General features: G+C 59.3%; 14 protein-coding genes and 1 pseudogene. 8 read left to right on the forward strand and 7 right to left on the reverse strand.

Translation table 11 applies throughout. From position 1 onward, the window contains the following. Positions 1–17: 17 nt before the first annotated feature. From KRR23_RS10930 to KRR23_RS10955, 6 genes and pseudogenes are all read right to left on the reverse strand, one after another. Entirely contained in the window at positions 18–1,148 is a 1,131-nt protein-coding gene (locus tag KRR23_RS10930; protein WP_216742507.1) for a glycosyltransferase family 1 protein, read from the reverse strand. Continuing rightward, positions 1,132–2,499, reverse strand: a complete 1,368-nt coding sequence (locus KRR23_RS10935; RefSeq protein WP_216742508.1) for a glycosyltransferase family 1 protein — start codon at positions 2,497–2,499, stop codon at positions 1,132–1,134. Before KRR23_RS10935 ends, KRR23_RS10930 begins: the two co-directional genes overlap by 17 nt. Beyond that, a complete protein-coding gene (locus KRR23_RS10940; RefSeq protein WP_216742509.1) occupies positions 2,496–3,749 on the reverse strand; it encodes an ABC transporter ATP-binding protein in 1,254 nt (417 codons plus the stop codon). Before KRR23_RS10940 ends, KRR23_RS10935 begins: the two co-directional genes overlap by 4 nt. After that, positions 3,749–4,546, reverse strand: a complete 798-nt coding sequence (locus KRR23_RS10945) for an ABC transporter permease (protein ID WP_145018220.1) — start codon at positions 4,544–4,546, stop codon at positions 3,749–3,751. The genes KRR23_RS10940 and KRR23_RS10945 overlap by 1 nt, the downstream gene beginning before the upstream one ends. Next, positions 4,547–4,807: pseudogene (locus tag KRR23_RS10950) on the reverse strand (mannose-1-phosphate guanylyltransferase/mannose-6-phosphate isomerase); the annotation flags it as partial. A gap of 38 nt (positions 4,808–4,845) precedes the next feature. Beyond that, positions 4,846–5,766 (reverse strand): GDP-mannose 4,6-dehydratase, encoded by a 921-nt coding sequence (locus KRR23_RS10955; RefSeq protein ID WP_216742510.1) that lies wholly within the window; start codon positions 5,764–5,766, stop codon positions 4,846–4,848. 429 nt (positions 5,767–6,195) lie between these two features. Here KRR23_RS10955 and KRR23_RS10960 point away from each other — a divergent pair, with 429 nt between their 5' ends. The 7 genes from KRR23_RS10960 (at position 6,196) to KRR23_RS10990 (ending at position 15,690) form a co-directional block, all read left to right on the forward strand. Beyond that, positions 6,196–7,761, forward strand: a complete 1,566-nt coding sequence (locus KRR23_RS10960) for a glycosyltransferase (protein WP_216742511.1) — start codon at positions 6,196–6,198, stop codon at positions 7,759–7,761. Beyond that, complete coding sequence (locus tag KRR23_RS10965) at positions 7,755–9,059, forward strand: glycosyltransferase (protein WP_216742512.1); 1,305 nt, start codon at positions 7,755–7,757, stop codon at positions 9,057–9,059. Before KRR23_RS10960 ends, KRR23_RS10965 begins: the two co-directional genes overlap by 7 nt. Further along, positions 9,056–9,949 carry a class I SAM-dependent methyltransferase gene (locus tag KRR23_RS10970; protein WP_216742513.1) on the forward strand — a complete coding sequence of 298 codons (894 nt, stop codon included), beginning with the start codon at positions 9,056–9,058 and terminating at the stop codon, positions 9,947–9,949. The genes KRR23_RS10965 and KRR23_RS10970 overlap by 4 nt, the downstream gene beginning before the upstream one ends. Next, positions 9,943–10,782, forward strand: coding sequence for a class I SAM-dependent methyltransferase (locus KRR23_RS10975; RefSeq protein ID WP_216742514.1), 840 nt, complete (start codon positions 9,943–9,945; stop codon positions 10,780–10,782). The genes KRR23_RS10970 and KRR23_RS10975 overlap by 7 nt, the downstream gene beginning before the upstream one ends. A gap of 249 nt (positions 10,783–11,031) precedes the next feature. Next, entirely contained in the window at positions 11,032–12,240 is a 1,209-nt protein-coding gene (locus tag KRR23_RS10980) for an acyltransferase (RefSeq protein WP_216742515.1), read from the forward strand. 116 nt (positions 12,241–12,356) lie between these two features. Next, a complete protein-coding gene (locus tag KRR23_RS10985) occupies positions 12,357–13,556 on the forward strand; it encodes a DUF3142 domain-containing protein (RefSeq protein WP_216742516.1) in 1,200 nt (399 codons plus the stop codon). Further along, positions 13,543–15,690: a hypothetical protein gene (locus KRR23_RS10990; RefSeq protein WP_216742517.1), complete on the forward strand. Its 2,148-nt coding sequence runs from the start codon at positions 13,543–13,545 to the stop codon at positions 15,688–15,690. The genes KRR23_RS10985 and KRR23_RS10990 overlap by 14 nt, the downstream gene beginning before the upstream one ends. On the opposite strand, the gene KRR23_RS10995 is transcribed toward KRR23_RS10990, so the two are convergent. Next, on the reverse strand, positions 15,687–16,316 hold the full coding sequence (locus KRR23_RS10995; RefSeq protein ID WP_216742518.1) for a LysE family translocator: 630 nt from the start codon (positions 16,314–16,316) through the stop codon (positions 15,687–15,689). The genes KRR23_RS10990 and KRR23_RS10995 overlap by 4 nt on opposite strands. A gap of 144 nt (positions 16,317–16,460) precedes the next feature. Here KRR23_RS10995 and KRR23_RS11000 point away from each other — a divergent pair, with 144 nt between their 5' ends. Next, positions 16,461–16,934 carry an Lrp/AsnC family transcriptional regulator gene (locus KRR23_RS11000; RefSeq protein WP_054594814.1) on the forward strand — a complete coding sequence of 158 codons (474 nt, stop codon included), beginning with the start codon at positions 16,461–16,463 and terminating at the stop codon, positions 16,932–16,934. Positions 16,935–17,015 lie beyond the last annotated feature (81 nt).

Genomic DNA, 17,015 nt, shown 5'->3' on the forward strand with positions numbered 1-17,015 from the left:
GCATGGAGTACGCACATTCAACCTCCCAAAGCCTGACGGTAGGCGTGAGCTGTTATCGCCGCGCAACGCTCCCAGGAAAAAAGCTTCGCTTGTTGCAACCCCGCTTCTCGGCATGCCTGCCAATGCGCTTCATCCTCGACCAGATGGCTCATGGCCGCGCACAAGCCGTGCAAATCATCAGACTCAATATAGTTGCCCGCAGCGCCCGCGACTTCCGGCATTGCCGAGCGTCGAGTCAGTATTACTGGCGTGCCACTGGCCATGGCCTCCAGAACCGGAAGGCCGAAGCCCTCATAAACTGACGGAAAGATCAGTGCTCGGGCGCCAGCTACCCACTGAGCGACGTGCTCATCGGGTAAATACCCGAGCAGGCGAACATGACCGGCTGCCAAGGCGTTGTTCAGTTCATCGCTGAACTGGCCACGTTCCCATCCGGCCATTCCGATCACCAGTAAAGGAAAACGCTGGCGCAATGTCTCGGGCAGTTCAGTGTGGGCGCGCAAGGCCAGCGACAGGTTCTTGCGTGGTTCCAGGGTGCCGACACACAGGAAGTACCCCTGTGGTTTTACCCCATAAGGTTGCAGCACCTGCTGTAGCGATGCGTTGGAACGCGGATGAAAACGCGCCGCTGCCCCCAGCGGGGCAACCACGAAGCGCTCAGGTCCAAGGCCGAAATAACGCTGAGCCTCTTGGGCAACAAACTGCGAGTCGGTCAGGATCAGGCGGGCCTGCTGCACGCCCTGGCTCAGTCGGCGTTCTATCTCCCGCAACCGCGCTGCGGGCTGGGTCGACGGGTAGTGCAGATGGGTCAGGTCATGCAGGGTCATGATGGTCGGTCCCTTGAACGCCAGGGGCCACAGACTCGGTTCGTGGTAGAGGTCGATGGTCGCCGAGCGCCCTCGGTCGAAGCGTCGTTGCTCCAGCCAGCGCCGCGCCTGGTAAGAACCGGGGATTTGCCGTAGCAACGGTGTGAGCCGTGAGTAACCGGGCATCGTTGCCTTTGGCAGCGACGAACTCCAACCCCAACCGTGGAACAATGACAGTTCGAGGTCCGGATCATGGGCCAGGGCACTGACCAGCTCGGCCAGATAGTGGCCGATGCCGGTTCGGGGGGCCTGGAGAATTCGTGCGTTAAGGGCAATCTGCATGCTGCCTCTCAACGGTCACCGGGGACTGTTTCAGGTTGCGCAGAACGCGCTCAACCAATTGCTTACTGGCCTCGCGCCAACCGAGCCAACGCCATTCGCTCACCTTGCGCGCGGCCGGGAAGGCTCCGGTGTTTTCCATGTGGGTGACCAGATCGACCAGGCTTTGCGGGGACGCGAGATCGAAGTAGGCCATGAATTCACCGCCAATCTCGCGAAACACGGGAATGTCACTGCCCATCGCTGGCAAACCGCGTTGCATCGCTTCCACCAGTGGCAGGCCGAAACCTTCGACGTAGGACGGAAACACCAGTGCACTGGCGTGGGAGTAGGCATATTCGAGGCTGGTGTCGCTCAGGTCGTTAAACATGAACAGCCGCTGGTTCAGCTCCGAATGTTCACGCACGCGGGCGAGCAGGGCATCGCACTTCCAGCCGATTCTGCCGGTAATGCACAGTCGGGCTTTGGAGCCTGCGGCCCAGGCAAGCTCGAAGGCGTCCAGCAGATAGTCGTGGTTCTTGCGCGGTTCAATGGTGCTGACCATCAGGAACACCGGTTCCGACGTTGCGAACAACTGGCTCAGACGCGGTTCCACGGCACCGGAGGCTTCGCTCAGGTCCAGTTCAGAGCCGAGGTGAAAATAGTCGAACCACAATGTGTCGCCTTTCGCCGGGCCGACCCTGCGATGTACTTCCTCACGCACCTGATCGCGCACCGTGGCGGAAATCGCCACATAGCCGTCGGCGGTTTTGGTGATCCAGTCGAACCACTGGGTAAAAATCTGCACCAGCCGCGTGTCGTAGAAGTGCGGGTGGGTCAGGGGAGTCAGGTCGTAGATCACCGAAACGATACCTACGCCGTCGCGTTTGAGCTGTTCGGCCAACGGAAAGGAATCCGCGTGCCAGGATGAATCCAGCAATACCAGTTGATCCCCCGGCTGATGTTGCAACGGCGAGCAACGCTTGGGTAGATGATATTGGTTGATCTGGTCAATCAGGCGCAACGGAACGCTGAAACCCGCCAGTGCCGTGAGGCGGTAAGCCACATACAGCGCTCGCCGGGTCCATCGCGAAGTGCAGCGTTTGTCGAAACGTTGGTGCAGTTGGCGGTAGCGGTGCGCCAGGCGCTCCAGGCGCCCGGCGAACTCCATTAGCCCATCGAACAACGGAATGTTCAAAGGGGCCAGCTTCAGCACTCGGTAGAGCTTGCCCTTGAGCATCACCACGGGAATGCATTGCACGCCGTCCACGGTTTCCGGCAACTGATTGATGACGTTGCGCACCACCCGCTGAATGCCCGAATTGATCTTGGGGTGTTGGAACACATGGGTACACTCTATCAGCAGGCGAGTCATGGTGTAGTCTCCGAAACAATCTGTGCGGTTGTGCGTGTGATGGTGGTTTTCGCTCCCAGCCACGAGCAGCCGACGAAGTCCTCATGTCGGTTGTTGATGACATGGAACACCAGGCCGTAATCGCGCCATTCGAAATTGCGGTCCAAGTGCGAATCCAGTCGCGACAGGCTCAGTGCCACGGAGTAGTTGCCTTTGCCCAGGTGCATGGGGAAGGCAAACCGGTAGGTCACCCGTTCTCCGGTCCTCAAGTCGGTGAGGGCTTGGTCCAGGCGATGGGTATTGATGCCGTACATGGGTTGGCCCAATCGATCCTTGATCATGAAACCCAGTACCAGGCGCTCGATATCCTGGCGAACCTCGACCTGAACCTCGAGTACCACCGGTTGGCCGACTTCGGTGGCTTCGATCGAGCGTTCACGCTCGTCGAGCATGCGAACGCTGAGAATGCCGGCTTCACCGGTTCCGGAAACGGTCTGTACCTGACCGGTGGCGAGCATTTCCTGGCGTACGATCTGACCTTCGCGCTCGGCTATCATGGCGTTGTAGTAGTCGAGTACCTCTTCCGGTTTTCCGTGCATGGCCATGTGGCCATCCTTTAGCAGGATTGCGGTGTCGCAGATCGACTGGATCGCCGAGCGATCATGGGAAACGATCAGTAGCGTAGTGCCTGCCCGGCGATAGCTGCGGATACGTTCGAAGCTCTTGTGCTGGAAGTAGGCATCGCCCACCGACAGCGCTTCGTCGACGATCAGGATGTCGGGTCTGCGGGCGGTGGCGACGCTGAAGGCCAGGCGCATTTGCATGCCGCTGGAGTAGGTGCGCACCGGGTGGTCGATGGCCTCGCCGATCTCGGCGAATGCTTCGATCTGTGGCATCAGCGCTTCGATTTCTTCTACCTGCATGCCCAGCAGTTGCCCGGCCATGAAGACGTTCTGCCTGCCCGTGAAGTCGGCATGAAAACCCATGCCCAGTTCCAGCAGCGCCGCCACGCTGCCCTGTACTTCAATCTTGCCGCAGGTCGGCTGTGTGGTACCGGTGATCATCTTCAGCAAGGTACTCTTGCCGGCGCCATTGACCCCAACGATACCAACGGCCTGCCCCGGCGCGATTTCAAACTCGACACCTTGCAGGATCCATTGCTGGTGATGGCGCGGTTTCGAGAACGGAACAATCCATTCGTAGAGTCGGCTCCAGCGGTTTTGGTACTGCTTGTAGGCCTTGCCCAGGCCGGTTACGCGGATATGTCCCATCAGAGTTCGTCCACCATTTCACCCACTCGCTGGCGGAACAGCCGCAGGCCAATGGCACACAGCAGTAGTGTGATGACCAGCATCGGCAGCAACGAACTCCAGACCGGCCATTGGCCGTAGAGGAATACGTTCTGATAGCTGGTCATCAGCGCGGTCAGGGGGTTGAGCTCAAGCAAGCGCTGGATTGGCTGGGGCAGGATCGCAAGCGGATAGACGATCGGCGTGAGCCAGAACCAGAATTGCAGGCAGATGGCGAAGAGTTGCCCGACATCACGAAAGAACACGTTCAACACCCCAAGAATCATCCCAAGGCCGGCACAGAACAGTATTTGCAGGGCAACCAGGGGTAACAGCGCCAGCAATGCCATGCCTGGCAGGCGACCGCTGATCAGCAGAAAACCGAGAAACAGCGCCATGATGATCGCGAAGTTAATCCCGGCATTGAACAGCACGATGACCGGCAGACAGATGTGCGGAAAGCTGATCTTCTTCAGCAGGTTGGCGTTTTCCAGAAACATGCCCTGGCTACGCAGGGTGATCTCGGAAAAAAAGCCCCAGGTCAGTAAGCCGGCGCACAGGTAGATGCTGTAGGCCAAACCGTCGTCCACGCCAGGCAATCGCGCGCGCATGATGTGGGAAAAAATCACCGTGTAGACGACGATCATCGACAGCGGATTGAGTACGGTCCAGAGCGCACCGAACAGCGAGTTGCGATAACGCGCTTGAAACTCCCGTTTGACGCTACCAAGGATGAAACCCCGGTAGCTCCACAGCGAGCGATACAAATTGAGCAACATTCAGACCGTCCTGCCGTATTGATCTTCGAAGCGGACGATATCGTCCTCCCCCAGATACTCACCGCTTTGCACTTTAATGATCACCAGATCGATCACCCCCGGGTTTTCCAGACGATGCTTGTGCCTGGCGGCAATGAAGGTGGGCTCGTTTTTGGCTACCAGGTGCGTCCCCGAGCCATTGTTGGTGATCTTGGCCATGCCTTCGACCACGACCCAGTGTTCGTTGCGGTGGTGGTGCATTTGCAGTGACAGCTTGGCCCCGGTTTGACCGGTGATCCCTGTGATCAGTGCACTTTTTGTCATTCTTGTAGTACCCGAGACTCCCAGTCGGAAAGGATCGCCCGCAAGGGCAAGGATTGTTGTGTTGTAAGTTCAGGCGCCCATCCTGTGGCATGGTGCAGCTTGGCATGGCTGCCACAGACACGACGCTGTTCTGCACGGCGCAGGAGCGTCGGGTCTTGAATCAGTTGCATATCGATCTGGGCCAGATCTGTCAGTTGCTCGATCACGGAGCGGATGCTCTGCTCGACCCCGGAGCAGATGTTGTAGACCTGCCCGGGCGTACCGCACGCCAGCAATGCCAGGTAGGCCGATACGACATCGCGGACATCGAGAAAGTCGCGCGTCACGTCGATGTCGCCCACTTCAAGTTCAGGCGCTTGCAAGCCGAGCTTGATCCGGCAGATCTGCCGGGCGGCGCTGGCGATGACGAAGCTGTCCAGCTGCCCGGTGCCGATGTGGTTGAAGGGACGCGCGACTAGCACGGGCCAGCCTTCGGTCATGCCCCATTGCAGGCACAGCATTTCCGCCGAGAGCTTGCTCACGGCATACGGGTTGCGCGGGCAGGGTGGCTGGCGTTCGTCGATCGGCAAGGCGCTTTCGCTGACCTGGCCGTAGACATCGCCTGAGCTGACATACAGGAAAGTGCCGTTGAAGCCTCGGGCCTTGAGGGCTTGCAGCAGGTTCAGGGTACCCAGCAGGTTGACCTGAAAAGTCTTCGCCGGGTCACGAAAGGCTTCGGGGACGAAAGTTTTTCCTGCCAGATGAATCACCGCGTCCGGCATGTGCGGCCACAGGCCGTCGAGGCTTTTGGGTTCACACAGGTCATAACGGGATGGGACGGGCGACAATTCCCAACCCGAGTCAGAAGAGTTCAGACGGGATTGGATGTGACGTCCTACGAATCCATTCAGACCCGTAACGAACAGACGCTTCTTCAAGCAGCAGCCCCCTCAATGAGCAAACTTCGGCAACCCCAGTCTTTGCTAGGTAAAACCGGAAAGCAGAGGCTGCTTTCTCGGAAATGTCTGGTATGCGAAGTTGTTGTTGTAGTTGTTTGGTAGCCAATCTGTGCCAATTGCGTGGCAATTTCAATAAGTCCCACCGTGACCGGTCAGTTCTCGTCAGCGTAGCCTGATTTATTCTCGCCGGACGGTTCACGAACCCTCGGCGGATGTGTTTAGAATGCCCCTCGTCATGATCGTCCAGGGTTCGGCGGGTTGTTCTGAAACTCCGCGAAACTGACCACTAAAACAAGAACGTAGACGGGCAAGAAGACGATGGACGAGGGCCGGCGAATACCGACTCGATCCGTGGTTTTGCCGTCATAGAGTGAGGCTGCCGGGACGGCAGTTTCATCGTGGGATGCCATGAATTTCATTCTTTACTCGGACGTCAACGACAGTTCCATCAGCCAGAGCCTCGGTCGTCCCGAATACAGTTATTACTTCGTCCTCAAGGCTTATCGCCCGGTGCTCGAAAGCCTTGGGCGGGTGCATGTGGTGTCCTCCACTGCCGAGGTCGACCCCCTCTATCGACAATTGCTTGCCGTCGGCGAAGACAGCCTGTTCCTGTCCTTCACTCCGCCGCAGAAAACCCCGAACGACCTTGAGTGTCCGACGATCTGTGTAGTGGCCTGGGAGTTCGACTCGATTCCCGATGAGCAGTGGGACAACGATCCGCGACAGGACTGGACGCAAATGTTCGCGCGCCAGGGGCGGGTGATCACGCTCTCCAGTCACACCGCCCGGGCGATTCGTCGGGCCATGGGCGAAGACTTCCCGGTGTTGGTCTTGCCGACACCAATATGGGAAAACTTCTCGGCCATTCGTAGCTGCCACACCAGCACGCCGGTCAACTCGGGCTCGACCCTCGACATCAAGGGCTGCATCTTCGATAGCCGCACGCTCGGGCTGTCTGCCGATGCGCTGATTCCTGTGCCGCTGACCGCCGAGCAACTGGCGGAACAGGAGGCCTTACGGCCGCCACCGCTGACGCTAAAGCGCCGCTTGGTCATTGCCCGCCATTACCTGCGCTTGTGGGCGCTGGATCTGGGCAAGGCGCAACCGGTGCCGGTCCCTCGTACGCACTTCCTGAGGCAGTGGTACTGGGAGGGGATTCGCGATCTTTTATCGGACGCTGCCCATTACCGACTGGCGAGGGTCCTGCCGGCCATCGCCAGCCCGCAGTTGGTTGTGGCGCCTGAGCCTGCCCCGATGGATTTTCCCGACACCGCCGCTCAGGTCGAAACCGAGGTGGACGGCGTGATCTACGTCAGCGTGTTCAACCCTCAAGACGGTCGCAAGAACTGGCATCGACTGATTTCGGCGTTCTGCTGGGCCTTCCGTGAAACCGAGGACGCCACGCTGGTGCTGAAGATTACCCACAACGATCTGTCGTCCTACTACACCGAACTGATGACCTTGTTGGCGCAGCTGTCGCCGTTCGCCTGTCGGGTGGTGGTGATGCACGGTTATCTGGACGATCCGCAATACGCCCGGCTCTATGAAGCCGCCAGCTATTACGTCAACGCTTCACGCTGCGAGGGCCTGTGCCTGCCGTTGATGGAGTTCATGGCCAGTGGCAAACCGGTGATCGCTCCGGACCACACGGCGATGGAGGATTACATCGACGAGCGCGTGGCGTTCGTGGTCGAGTCCAGCGAAGAACTGACCATCTGGCCTCAGGACAGTCGCATCATCTACCGCACCCTGCGCTATCGGCCGGACTGGGGCTCGTTGAAAACGGCTTACGAAAACAGCTATCGAATGGCCAAGGAGCAACCGCAGGATTATCAGCGTATGTCTCACGCCGCCATCGAACGCATGTACGACTACTGCGCATTCGCCCCGGTGCAACAGCGCCTGTCGGATTTTTTCGGGTTGGCACCGCTGACTTCGCAGGCAACAGCCGTGACGGATAACGCCTCATGCTGATCATCATTCATTCGGAAACCAACCAACACACCATCGCCCAGAACCTTGGGCGCTCGGAGTACAGCTATTACTTCGTGCTCAAGGAATACCGGCCGGTGCTGGAGCGCTTGGGGACGGTGGTGGAAGTCAGCGACCCGCAGACCGAAGTCGATGCCCTGTACCTCGACTGCCTGTCCCGTGGGGAAGACTGTGTGTTCCTGTCGTTCTCGCCACCTCATCGCACACCGGTACATTTTACCTGTCCGACCCTGGCGGTGTTCGCGTGGGAGTTCAGTACCATTCCCAACGAGCCATTTGCCGGTGAACCACACAATGACTGGCGTACCGTATTGCGGGCGTCAGGCGCGGCGATCACCCATTCCAGCTACACCGTCAATGCAGTGCGCGAGGCGATGGGCGCCGATTATCCGATCGTGGCAGTACCCGCGCCGGTGTGGGACCGTTTTGCCTCGCGGGGTGCACAGTTACAGCGCCAGCCGCTGGCCCGTCAGGCGCGATTGAAGATCAAGGGATTGCTGGCAGACAGTCGCCAGCTCGACCTGCGTGCCTTTGGTCCTGCGCATTTGCGCGCCGGCAAAGGTATCGATTTCCAGGCGCCGGCTCGCGAGCATGATTTAGTCCTCGACGGAGTGATCTACACCTCGGTGTTCAACCCAAGTGACGGGCGCAAGAACTGGGAAGACATGCTCAGTGCCTTCTGCGTGACCTTCCGCGAGGTGGAAGACGCGACGCTGGTGCTCAAACTGACCCACCACGATGCCGAAGAAGCGCTGACCGACATTCTTCACCACTTGTACAAAAACCAGTCTTATCGCTGCCGCATCGTACTGATTTACGGCTACCTCGCGGATGCGGACTACGAGCGTCTGGTTCAGGCTACCAGTTATGTGGTGAACACATCCTACGGTGAAGGCCAGTGTCTGCCGTTGATGGAGTTCATGTCCTGCGGCAAGCCGGCAGTGGCGCCACGCACCACGGCGATGATCGATTACCTGGATGTCGACAACGCTTTCCTGATCGATACCACCGATGAACTGACCGCCTGGCCTCACGACCCGCGAAGGGCGTTCCGCACCCTGCGATACGTCACCAATTGGGCGTCGTTGTGCAGGGCTTATCGGGCTAGCTACGAGGTGGCCAAAGACGATCCCGGGCGTTACGCGCAGCTGTCCGCCCATGCGGTGGCCAGTCTCGAAACCTTCTGCAGCCAGGCGACCGCAGAACAACGCCTTGAAGGTTTTTTTGCTCGGCTGTTCAAGGCCCGTGCGGTGTCTGCCGTGGAAACCCCCAAGGCATGATCCGCGCACTGATGAAACGCCTGTTTCCTGCGGTGAAATCCGAACCGTTACCGATTGTGCCGAGCCCGGTTTCGCCCAGGGATGTGGGTCTGCACGACGCCGTGCTCGACGGCTGGTTTTCGGGTGACAGCGGTGAGTTGCTCAAGGGTTTCGCCATCACGGCGGACGACACCTTGCTGGACGTCGGTTGCGGTGACGGTGTGGCGACGTTGTTTGCGGTGCGCCAGGGTGCGTCGGTGATCTTCACCGACAGCGAGCACGACAAGGTCCGCGACCTCGCCCGGCAAGTGGAAGCCCGGTCAGACAAGCCGAGCCTGGGGCTGGTGAGCAACAGCCTGCCGCTGCCCTTGGCCGATGGCTGTGCAAGCAAGGTCGTGTGTATGGAAGTGCTTGAGCACATCGATCAGCCCGAGCCGTTCATGGCCGAACTGGTGCGCATGGGACGCCCCGGCGCGTTGTACCTGCTGAGTGTGCCGGCGCCGGTAGGTGAACACCTGCAAAAGGGCATCGCGCCCGCTGGCTATTTTCAATCGCCCAACCATGTGCAGATCTTTACCCCGGAGCGCTTTGCCGCGTTGGTTGAAGACGCTGGGCTGGTGATCGAGCATCGTCAGGCCACAGGCTTTTTCTGGGTCATGGGCATGATCTTTTTCTGGGCCGGCGAGCGTGCGGCCGGGCGTGACCTGGGCGGTGCAGTGCGTGACCGGATCACGCCACCGTTCTCACCGTTGATGGAGAGTTGGGCGCGTACCTGGCAGGACTTGCTGACGCAACCCGACGGGCTGGCGATCAAACAGTTGCTGGACGGATTCATGCCAAAAAGCCAAGTGATTATTGCCCGTAAACCCTACGCAAGCAGCGACCCCCACACTGGAGCCACCTCATGCTGAGCCTTCTGAAAAAACTTACGGCGGGCAAAAAAACCGCTCCGATGCAGGCAGAAGTTGCGGCAGCCACCCCGCCCAAGGTCGACTCCTACCAGCTGGGCCTGGAAGATGCCATGCTCAGTGGCTGGTTCAATCAGCAAATCCACGAGCTGTATACCGGGTTCAAGATTTCCCCTGAGGACACGGTGTTGGACGTCGGTTGTGGGGACGGCGGCAACGTGCGTTATTGTGCGATGAGCGGCGCGAAAATCATTGTCGCTGACATCGACGCGGCGAAGATTGCCGCCACCGGCGAGCGCCTCAAGGACACCCCGGCGCGTGATGTCGAATGCTATGTCACGGACTGCAACCCGCTGCCATTGCCTGACGCCATTGCCACGCGCATTGTGTCCACCGAAGTGATCGAACACGTGGACGATCCGGCGCAGTTTCTCGCAGAACTGGTGCGGGTTGGCAAGCCAGGCGCCTTGTACTTGCTCAGTGTTCCCCACCCCAGCTCCGAACACCTGCAGAAGGGCATTGCCACCGAGCAATATTTCCAGAAGCCCAATCACATCCGGATCATCGGCGAAGAGCAGTTCAAGCAGATGGTTGGTGATGCCGGCCTGGAAGTGATCAGTCACAGCCAGTTCGGCTTCTACTGGTCGATGTGGATGTTGCTGTTCTGGGAGACTAAGGTCGATCTCTACAATGCCGATCATCCGCTGCTCAATCACTGGGCTGAAATGTGGCGGCTGATCCTGGATTCCCCACGTGGTCCGCAGCTCAAGCAGGCGCTGGATGCGGCCGTGGCAAAAAGTCAGGTGATCATTGCCCGCAAGCCGCTGTCTGCCTAGGCTCTGTACGAAAACTGCCTGCGCGTCGACCAAGCTGCGTTAAAACAGGCTCGGAATGCTCATTTAGGGGCCTAAAGTCGCGTGCGACCCCAGCCGTTCCTCGCCTGTTTTTGCCTTGCCTGATCGCCGCTCGGCGAGTTTTCGTACAGACCCTGGCGCTGAGCAGCCAGGCGCCCGAATGACAAATGCCAGTCAATTAAGCTGACTGGCGGCCGCAGATGAAAACCAATAATGAATGTAGAGCGTTCGATGAGTAGCAAGAAAAACCTGGAAATCGAATACCTGCGCGGCATGGCGATTGGCCTGACCCTCTTCGCGCATCTGTCGATGCTGCTGCCGTTCTACAAAGACTTTTTTTCCCGGGTGTTCAATCTGTATGCCATGGGGTCAGGGGTGGATTTATTTTTCTGCATCTCAGGCTACGTTGTAAGCAAAAGTTATCTGGACTACTTCGACAAACACCGGCAACAGGGTAGCTACGGTCTTGCGACCTTTACCTTCTGGCTGCGGCGTGCGTACCGACTGCTGCCTACAGCTTGGCTCTGGGTACTGATTCCGCTGTTTTTTTCGATTTTCTATAACCAATCCAATGCGTTTGATTCCTGGTTCAACAACGTTCGCAGTTTCACAGCAGTTGCCACCTTCAGCGGCAACCTCGCGAATCAATATGGAATGTTGCTGGGTCCCAATTCCGTTTACTGGAGTCTGGCACTGGAAGAGCAGTTTTATTTCATTTTCCCCCTGTTCCTATTGTTGGTTACCTCGCAGCGCTGGCGAGTCATCGTGTTGCTGCTGCTGATTGCTGCGCAGTTCGGCCTTGATCGCAACATGTTCGCCCCTGCCCCGGCGGCCATGCTGTTTTCATTCCGTCTGGATGCCATGATGTGGGGCATTTTACTGTGCATGTTCACCCGCACCGACCTCTACAAACAGATGGAACCTATAGTCCTGCGCAGCAGCCTGCTCAAGCGTCTGGGTGTGACTCTGTTCTTGCTTTACATGCTCGGTGCCGCCGGTGCGCAATTGAGTTCGACACCGATTGCCTACGGCCTGGTCGCGATCGTGTCGGTCATTCTCGTTTGGCTGGCCAGCTACCAGAAAGGCTATGTGTTCAGCCCTGCGCCACTGTCTCTTGTGCTGGAATGGCTAGGCTCGCGCTCGTACGCACTGTATGTGATTCATGTGTTTGCCTATCACTTGAGCACTGAAATATGGTCGCGGGTTGCCATGGAACAAGGACTTACACTTGCTCAGGGTTTCACCACCGAACTGCTACTGACAGCGGTGGCAATCATGCTGGTATGTGCTGAGTTGAACTACCGCTTCATCGAAACACCCTTGCGCCTCCGGGGTGCAGAAATCGCCCGGCGCAAACTGGCACACCTGGAAACTGAGTTCGCCCCCCAACCGCCTCGCCCGTCAACGCCTGACATTCTCCCTGGCGCGGTGAAAGAGTGAGGCAGGCTCGACATCAGCTTGTAGCGAAAAAGCGGTTCTGAGTGGCTAGTGTCAGTCAGTTAAGCGCAATCCATGCGGGCTCGGCGCACGACCGTCCCCAAAGGTTCCACTCCTTAATGTCTGCGATATTCTTTGTCCGTTGCACGCTGGCACTAGCCGCTATGCTGCTCAGCGCATGCCAGCCGCAGGATGCGCCGCCGCTCGATCAACAGCTTTACGTCTGGCAGCGGCAATGGACCGATGCCCATGAGGATGCTCTGGCTCAATCGCGCGGGGACTTTTCGACGTTGCGGGTGTTGGCGTTGCAGACTTATCCACAGGCTGGCTGGCGTCGCGCGCGAATCAAGCCGGCGCTGTTGAAAAATGATGGTCGCCCGCTGATTGCGGTGATTCGACTCGATGGCCAGCTCAAGAGCCTGGATCGAACCGAAGCCACGGCGCAGATCCAGAGCGTAGTGGCCGAGTGGCAGGCTCAGGGCCTGACACTGGCCGGCGTCGAGATTGACCACGATGCCGGTACGGCGCGCCTATCGGCTTACCGTGAGTTTCTCGCCGGGTTGCGCAACGTGTTGCCGGCTACGTTGAAACTGAGCATCACCGCGCTGCCGGCCTGGCTCGACAGTCCCGAACTGCCGGGGTTGCTGGCGGTGGTCGACAGCAGTGTGTTGCAGGTGCACGCGGTGAGCAGTCCCGAACACGGTTTGTTTGATCCGGTGCAGGCGAAACAATGGGCCGGACGCTGGAGCCGGATCACTGTGAAACCTTTCTACCTGGCGTTGCCGGCCTACGGAATCGCATTGCTGCCGGGGGACGGCGGGGCGCCGATCGTCGAAAGCGAAGTCCCGATCGAGCGCGTTGGCCAGCGCCGTGAGTTGCTGGCTGATCCGCAACAGTTATCGAAACTCGCCAGCCAATTGCGCGCCGAGCCACCGCCCCATCTGGCCGGTTTGATCTGGTTTCGTCTGCCGCTCAAGGGCGACCGACGCGCGTGGAGCCTGGCAACGTTGCGCGCGGTGGCGCAGGGGGATCGGTTGGCCAGTCAGCTCGAGCTGAACCTTTCCAGCCATGACGGTCTTTACGACATTGCGGTGAGCAATCGCGGCAACCTCGACGGAGGTCTGCCCGAGCGCGTGACGCTGGCGGTCACTGAATGCGATGCGGTGGATGCGCTCAACGGTTATGCCGTGCAGCAGACGCCCGGACAACTCAGCTTTACCCGCCTCAAAGACGGCCGATTGTCGGCAGAGGCCGAACGCACCCTTGGTTGGGCGCGCTGCACAAAAATTGATCAAGGAAGCTCACATGTCTATCCCTAACTGGCCGCGTCATTTACTCGCATTAAGCCTCTGTCTGCCGCTGGGCTGCGCGATGGCCTGTGGGCCTGATTTTCCGCTGCGCTTGCTCGGCGACCGGGCTCAGACCCTGGGTGAATTGCCGGAAGGCAGCTTCCGGTTCGAAGTGAATCGCCTGGGCAAAGCCATCGCCGGTTTGAAGCCTGCGCAGGTCATGAAGGGCGACTATGTTTACGGCGCAGACAATGATCTTTATGTGCAGGCGCGAAACACCGCTGAACAGGCGGGTTTGAGCGACGCTCAGCGTGCGCAGGTAGCGCAGTTGCGAACACTTCCGGACGCGCAACAAGTGCAAGCCGAGGGCGCCAGCCTGCCGCCTGAACTCAGCCTGTACACCGCCGGTGCCGTGGCCTTCAACGCGGGCGAACATGCCGTGGCGGCAGAGTATTTCCGCAAAGTGCTGGCGCTGCCGGCAGATCAGCGGGCGTTGCGCAGCACCTGGGCGGCTTACTCGCTGGGACGGGCCTTGTTCGCCATCAGTCAGGAGGCCAATGACCTCGATGAAACCGGGCGCCGCGAGAGTCTGCAACAGGCCCGTCAGGCCTTTGTGCAGGCTCGTCAGTTGAGTATCGAAGGCTTCAGCGACCCTCAGGAATTGGGCATTGCCAGCCTCGGCGAAGAAGCGCGGTTGGTACGTCTGGCCGGCGACTGGAACACCGCCGTCGAGCTTTACGCGACCCAAAGCCTGCAAGGCTCGCAAGTCGGTTACAGCTCGCTCAAGCAGTTGATGAATGAACTGGGCGAGATGCCGGAGGCGCAGCTCAACGAGGTGCTCAAAGGCAAAGCGGTGCAGCAATTGGTCACGGCGGCGTTGATCAGCCATGTTGGCTGGTCGTACGGTGAACAACCGCCAGCTGAACAAAAAATGATCAAGTCGCTGGTCCAGAGCACCGTTGGCAGTCTGGATAACGCCGACCGTCTGGCGGCGCTGAATTATCAGATCGGTGATTACGCCACCGCCAAAGCCTTGCTCGAACATGCCGGTGACGGCGGCCTGGCCTGGTGGCTGCGAGCCAAAATGGCGTTGCGTGAGGGTGACAAAGCGGCGGCTGCCGGCGCCTATGCCAAGGCAGCCAAAGCCTTCCCGCAGGATGAAAACTGGGGCGATCGCAGGGCGTCCAGCGGCGACTACGAAACGCTCAAACCCGGCTGCCGGGTCGACGGTGAAAGTGCGCTGTTGGCGCTGGAGCGTGGTGATTACCTGCAAGCCTTTGAGCAGTTGTATCGCAGCCAGGATCTCTACTGGGAAGACGCGGCTGTTGTCGCGGAACGGGTGCTTACCGTCGATGAATTGAAGCAGTTTGTCGATCGTCAGGTGCCAGCGCCAACGCCGTTGACCCAGCAGGAGCGCGAGCGTTATGTGCCGATACCGATCGCGGTACGTCTGCGGAACTTGCTCGGGCGTCGGTTGCTGCGTGAAGAGCGCTACGACGAAGCGCCGGTGTACTTTGATAATCCTGAATTACAAGCCAAGGCCAAGCACTATGCAGAACAGCGTCAACTGGCTGAATCAACTTGGTGGCCCACTCGTCGTGCGGCAGCTTATTTCAATGCAGGCATGGCTGCTCGTCATTGGGGAATGGAGCTTCTCGGTTACGAAATGGCCCCGGATTACGCCACGTTCGATGGGAACTACAGCCTTGAGACAACTGAGCTAAAAGCCGGGCCGCTGATCTCCGAAGGTGAGGTGCAACGCCAGCAGGCCAGCGCAGCCAAACCGGACGAACGTTTCCACTACCGTTACGTTGCTACAGGCCTGGCTAGCAAGGCGGCGGACCTGTTGCCCCATAGCAGTGGGGCGTTCGCGGCGGTTCTGTGTGCAGCGGCGGGTTTTGGTACCAGCGTTGAGGAGGAAAAGGCCTTCTACCAACGTTACGTCAAAGAAGGACCTTATGTGGATTGGGCGGTGAACTTCGGGCATCAATGCCCTTATCCCGACTTTCAGAACGCCGATAAACGTTACGTGACTCAAGTCCTGGAGCCCGTGCGTTCAACCTTGCGGCCCTATAAAAAGTGGCTGCAGATGGGCTCTGTGGTGGTGTTCACGGCATTGGCCCTGTGGCTGATCAATCGCCACAAGCGCAAGGTCCATCGTTAAGCCTGCTGAACGAACGTCAGGCGCAGCGCAAAACCGATCAGCAGGCTGCCAAACAGCCATTGCTGCACGCGCTGCGCCGAGGGGCTGCGCTCCAGCCAGCGACCGAGCCAGGCGCCGATCAGCGCGTAACCGCTGTCGAACAGCAAGCCGGCCACCACCAGCAACACACCCAGGGTCGCGAACTGCGTCAGCACCGGCCCTGCCTGCGGGTCGATGAACTGCGGCAACAGCACCGAGCAAAACAGCAGCGCCTTGGGGTTGAGCAAGTTGGTTAGCAAGCCGCGCTGGATCGCCTCGCGCCACGCCAGCTTCGCAGCGGCTGTGCCGTTGGCATTCAGGTTCGGTAGCATGTTTGAGCGCAAGCATTGAATCCCCAGCCACAGCAGATAGGCCGCGCCGGCCAGGCGCACCACTTCAAAGGTCCAGGGTGCAGCCTTGAACAGCGTCGCCAGGCCCAGCGCTGCCAGCGCAACGTGGCAACCCCGGGCAATCGCCAGGCCAATGGCGGTGGCCAGCGCGGCGGCTTTGCCCTGCCGGGCACCGGTTTGCAGCAGCAGAATCATGTCCGGACCGGGCAACAGGTAAACCACTGCCAAGGCCAAAAAGAACATCCAGAGCTCTGCCATGCTGCACCCCATTCGTTAGCGATTCGGTGATCAAAGTCTAGGGCCGAAGGGCAGGGCAGGTGGTTGCGTAGTCGCGCCTGGAAACAGCTAGACTTGGCAGCTTCTGCCAATCGATGAATAAAAACAGTCGGGAACTGCCAAACCATGAAACTGGACGCCTACGACCGCCGAATCCTTGCCGCGCTGCAACGCGACGGTCGCCTGAGCAACGTGCAACTGGCGGACGAGATCGGCCTGTCCGCTTCGCCGTGTCTGCGCCGGGTGCGGATGCTGGAAGAAGCCGGGGTGATTCGCGGGTATCAAGCCAACCTCGACCGCGACGAAGTGGGGCTGGGGTTGACCGTGTTTGTCGGGGTCAAGGTCGAGCGCCACAACGATGAAGAGGCCGAAGCGTTTCGTCTGGCGGTAACGGCATTGCCTGAGGTGATTTCGGCGTTTTTGGTGTCAGGCGAATCGGATTTTCTGCTACAGGTGGTGGTGCCGGATTTGCGCGGTTATGAGCGTTTCCTGACCGGCAGCCTGCTCAAGTTGCCGGGTGTGAGCGATATTCGCAGCAACTTCGCAATTCATACGGTAAAAACCCCGGGGCCATTACCGCTGGGGCATTTGCCGAGCTGATGCCCTTGCTCAGCCCGGCTACGCTTTCATCTTTATATGTGCGGGTTGGGTGATGGGCGGGGAGCCAAAAATTCACTACCA

The organism is Pseudomonas sp. CVAP#3, from assembly GCF_018986375.1.
GTDB lineage: Bacteria > Pseudomonadota > Gammaproteobacteria > Pseudomonadales > Pseudomonadaceae > Aquipseudomonas > Aquipseudomonas helvetica.